This window comes from Streptomyces turgidiscabies Car8 (assembly GCF_000331005.1).
Lineage (GTDB): Bacteria > Actinomycetota > Actinomycetes > Streptomycetales > Streptomycetaceae > Streptomyces > Streptomyces turgidiscabies.
This window is the reverse complement of record NZ_AEJB01000260.1, coordinates 1-4,507: the sequence shown is the minus strand read 5'-3', so window position 1 is coordinate 4,507 and position 4,507 is coordinate 1. Positions and strand designations below refer to the sequence as shown.

The following is a 4,507-nucleotide window of genomic DNA, read 5'->3' as shown; positions in this document are numbered from 1 at the left end:
GGCGCAGCCCCCAGGGATGGGACGGGTAAGGGCGGCGGGGGCGAGAACCTCTTGACACCCACCTGTGCTGCAGGCACATTGAGTTGCGCAACCTGAGTCATGTTGCGTAGACAGCAACTGACACTGCGGGCCTGGACTGGTTTCTCAACCGGAGGTGCGGCGATGGCGGGACCCCGAGTGGTCATCATCGGAGCGGGCGTCGTCGGCGCGGCACTCGCGGACGAGATCTCCGCACGAGGCTGGACCGAAGTGACCGTGGTCGACCAGGGCCCGTTGCCCGCCACCGGGGGATCGTCGTCGCACGCGCCCGGTCTGGTCTTCCAGACGAACTCGTCCAAGACGATGACCGAACTGGCTCGCTACACCGTCGAGAAGTTCTGCTCCCTGGACGTCGACGGCCAGCCCTGCTTCCTCCAGGTCGGCGGCCTCGAAGTGGCCACCACCCCCGAGCGCCTCACCGAACTGCACCGCCGCCACGGCTGGATCACCGCCTGGGGCGTCGAGTCCCGCCTGCTGACCGCCGACGAGTGCGCGGAGCAGCACCCGCTGCTCAACCCCGACCGGGTCCTGGGCGGCCTCCTGGTCCCCACCGACGGCCTCGCCAAGGCGGTCCTCGCCGTCGAGGCGCAGATCCGCCGGGCCACCGAACGGGGCGTGACCTTCCTGCCCCGCCACGAGGTCCTGGACGTCCAGCAGACGGACGGCCGCGTCACCGGCGTCGTCACGGACCAGGGCGAGATCCCGGCCGACGTCGTCGTGTGCTGCGCCGGCATCTGGGGCCCGAAGATCGCCCGCATGGTAGGCCTGAACCTCCCCCTCACGCCCCTGGCCCACCAGCTGGCCTGGACCGGCCCGGTCCCCGCCCTCGCCGGCCAGACGGAGGAGGCGGTCCGCCCGATCCTGCGCCACCAGGACGCCGACCTCTACTACCGCGACCGCTACGACGCCATCGGCATCGGCTACTACGGTCACCGCCCGATGCCGATCTCGGCCGACGACATCCTGTCGTTCGGTGAGGCCGACTCGGCAGGTTCCATGCCGTCGGTCCTGAAGTTCACCGAGGACGACTTCGCGGACGCCTGGACGGAGACGCAGTCCCTCCTCCCCGCCACGAAGGACGCGAAGGTCGAGGAGGGCATCAACGGCCTGTTCTCCTTCACCACCGACAACTTCCCGCTGCTGGGCGAGTCCCAGGACGTCAAGGGCTTCTGGGTCGCCGAGGCCGTGTGGGTCACCCACTCGGCGGGCGTGGGCCGGGCGATGGCCGAGTGGCTGGTCGACGGTTTCTGCTCGTCCTTCGACCTGCACGAGTGCGACCTCAACCGCTTCGAGCCGCACCAGCTCGCCCCGGAGTACGTGCTGGCCCGCGGCTGCCAGAACTTCGTCGAGGTCTACGACATCCTGCACCCCCTCCAGCCGTCGGGGGACCCGCGCCCGATCCGCACCAGCCCCTTCCACACCCGCCAGCGGGAACTGGGCGCCTTCTTCCTGGAGGCGAACGGCTGGGAGCGCCCGCACTGGTACGAGGCCAACGCCCCCCTGGTGGAAGGGCGTTCGGTGCCGACCCCGGGCGACTGGGCCGCCCAGTACTGGTCGCCGATCGTCGGCGCCGAGGCCCAGGCGACCCGCGAGACGGTCGCGATGTACGACATGACGGCCCTGAAGCGCCTGGAGGTGACCGGGCCGGGAGCCGCGACCTTCCTCGAAGGCCTGACCACCAGCAAGGTCGCCAAGTCGGTCGGCTCGGTGACGTACACCCTGCTCCTCGACCACGACGGCGGCATCCGCAGCGACGTCACCGTGGCCCGCCTCGGCCGCGACCTCTTCCAGGTCGGCGCCAACGGCAACCTCGACCTCGACTGGTTCACCCGCCACCTCCCGGCCGACGGCGCGGTCCAGGTCCGCGACATCACCCCGGGCACATGCTGTGTCGGCCTGTGGGGTCCACTGGCCCGCAAGGTCCTCCAGCCCCTGACGGACGAGGACTTCTCCAACGACGGCCTGAAGTACTTCCGCGCCAAGCGCGCCTACATCGGCAGCGTCCCGGTGACGGCGATGCGCCTGTCGTACGTGGGCGAACTCGGCTGGGAGCTGTACACGACGGCCGACCAGGGGCAGAAACTCTGGGACACGTTGTGGCAGGCGGCGCAGCCGCTCGGCGGCATCGCGGCGGGCCGGGGCGCCTTCAACAGCCTCCGCCTGGAGAAGGGTTACCGCTCCTTCGGCACCGACATGACGTACGAGCACGACCCCTACGAGGCCGGCGTCGGCTTCGCCGTGAAGCTCGACAAGGGCGACTTCGTCGGCAAGGCGGCACTGGAACGCCGTAAGACGGACGTGCGCCGGAAACTCACCTGCCTGACCATCGAGGACCCGAGGTCGGTGGTGATGGGCAAGGAGCCGGTCTACGAGGGCGACCGGGCGGTGGGCTACGTGACGAGCGCGGCCTACGGCTACACGATCGGCAAGGGCATCGCGTACGCCTGGCTCCCGGCCGAACTGGCCGTCCCCGGAACGCCGTTGCACATCGGCTACTTCGACCAGCGGGTGGCGGCGGTCGTCGCCGAGGAGCCGTTGTTCGACCCGACGATGTCCCGCCTCCGTGGGTAGGCGCGCCGCTCGGGGTGCGGTTGGGGGTTGTCGGTTCGCTGCGGCGCCGTCGTGGCTGGTCGCGCCCCGCGGCGGAGCCGTAGATGGATACCGCCCCGCGCCCCTGGGGGCGGCTTCGTCGGCCCCCAGGATTGTCAGCCAACTCGCCGCAGAAGACGGAGACGCGCGATGAGCCCCCGTACCCCCCGTACTCCCGGCGCCGAACTGCCGGAGCATCCCGACTGGTTGTGGCGTACGCCCGAGCCGAAGCGGTCGTACGACGTGATCGTCGTGGGCGGCGGTGGACACGGCCTCGCCACCGCGCACTACCTGGCGAAGAACCACGGCATCACCAACGTCGCCGTGCTGGAGAAGGGGTGGCTGGCGGGCGGCAACATGGCCCGCAACACCACGATCATCCGCTCCAACTACCTGTGGGACGAGAGCGCCGGCATCTACGAGCACGCGCTGAAGCTGTGGGAGGGCCTGGAGGAGGAGCTGGACTACCCCATCCTCTTCTCCCAGCGCGGAGTGCTGAACCTCGCCCACAGCCTCCAGGACGTCCGCGACAGTGTGCGCCGGGTGGAGGCGAACCGCCTGAACGGCGTGGACGCGGAGTGGCTCGACGCGGACCGGGTCAAGGAGGTCTGCCCGATCGTCAACACCTCACCGGACGTGCGTTATCCGGTGATGGGCGGCACTTACCAGCCGCGCGCGGGCATCGCCAAGCACGACCACGTGGCGTGGGGCCTGGCCCGCTCGGCGGACGCGGCGGGCATCGACATCATCCAGAACTGCGAGGTCACCGGCCTGGACGTGGTCGGCGGCAGGGTGGTCGGGGTCCAGACGACCCTGGGTCCGATCGCTGCGGGCAAGGTGGCCCTGTGCTCGGCGGGCCACACCTCGGTCCTGGCGGCGATGGCGGGCATCGAACTCCCGCTCCAGAGCCACCCGTTGCAGGCCCTGGTCTCCGAACTCCTCGAACCCGTCCACCCGACGGTGGTGATGTCCAACGCCGTCCACGTGTACGTCAGCCAGGCGCACAAGGGCGAGTTGGTGATGGGCGCGGGCATCGACTCGTACAACTCGTACACGCAGCGCGGGGCGTTCCACATCATCGAGGAACAGATGTCGGCGGCCCTGGAGCTGTTCCCGGTCTTCGCGCGGGCCCATGTGCTGCGTACGTGGGGAGGCATCGTGGACGTGAGCCCCGACGCGTCGCCGATCGTGGGCCTCTCCCCGGTGGACAACCTCTACCTCAACTGTGGCTGGGGGACCGGGGGCTTCAAGGCCACCCCGGGCGTCGGCTGGGTCTACGCCCACACGATCGCCCACGACAGCCCCCACCCCCTCAACGCCCCCTTCTCGCTCGACCGTTTCACCACCGGCGCGCTCGTCGACGAGCACGGCGCGGCCGCGGTGGCCCACTAGGGATCCCCAAGGGAGCCGAACGACATGCTGCTCATCCCCTGCCCGTGGTGCGGGCCCCGCGACGAGGCCGAGTTCCACTACGGCGGCCAGGCACATGTGCCGTACCCCGAGGACCCGTCGGCCCTCACCGACGAGGAGTGGGCCCGGTACCTGTTCTTCCGCGACAACCCGAAGGGCCCCTTCGCCGAACGCTGGAACCACGGCGCGGGCTGCCGCCGCTGGTTCAACGCGGTCCGGAACACGGGGACGAACGAGATCCTGGCGGTGTACAGGGCGGGGGAGGAACGCCCCCCGGCCACCGAGGACGCGGGCGTCACGGCGGCAACTCCCCAGCCCCGGCAGGCTTCTTCAGCCTCTCCGGCAACTGTCGAGTCCGGGCCCGCATCCTCAGCCTCTCCGGGGACTTTTGAGCCCGGGCCCGCGTTGTCAGCCCGTCTGGGGGTCCCCCCTCTGGGGGAGTTTGAGGACGAGGCCCCTTCAGGGCCGA

Annotated in this window: 3 protein-coding genes; all 3 read left to right on the top strand. The window is 70.2% G+C overall.

Going from position 1 to position 4,507, the window contains the following annotated elements:
* Positions 1–162 precede the first annotated feature (162 nt).
* Positions 163–2,610 carry a GcvT family protein gene (locus tag STRTUCAR8_RS16980; protein WP_044472343.1) on the top strand — a complete coding sequence of 816 codons (2,448 nt, stop codon included), beginning with the start codon at positions 163–165 and terminating at the stop codon, positions 2,608–2,610.
* 168 nt (positions 2,611–2,778) lie between these two features.
* Positions 2,779–4,020 carry a sarcosine oxidase subunit beta family protein gene (locus STRTUCAR8_RS16975; RefSeq protein WP_006377033.1) on the top strand — a complete coding sequence of 414 codons (1,242 nt, stop codon included), beginning with the start codon at positions 2,779–2,781 and terminating at the stop codon, positions 4,018–4,020.
* A gap of 24 nt (positions 4,021–4,044) precedes the next feature.
* On the top strand, positions 4,045–4,507 hold a 463-nt coding region (locus STRTUCAR8_RS54220; RefSeq protein WP_241784690.1), incomplete at its 3' end, for a sarcosine oxidase subunit delta.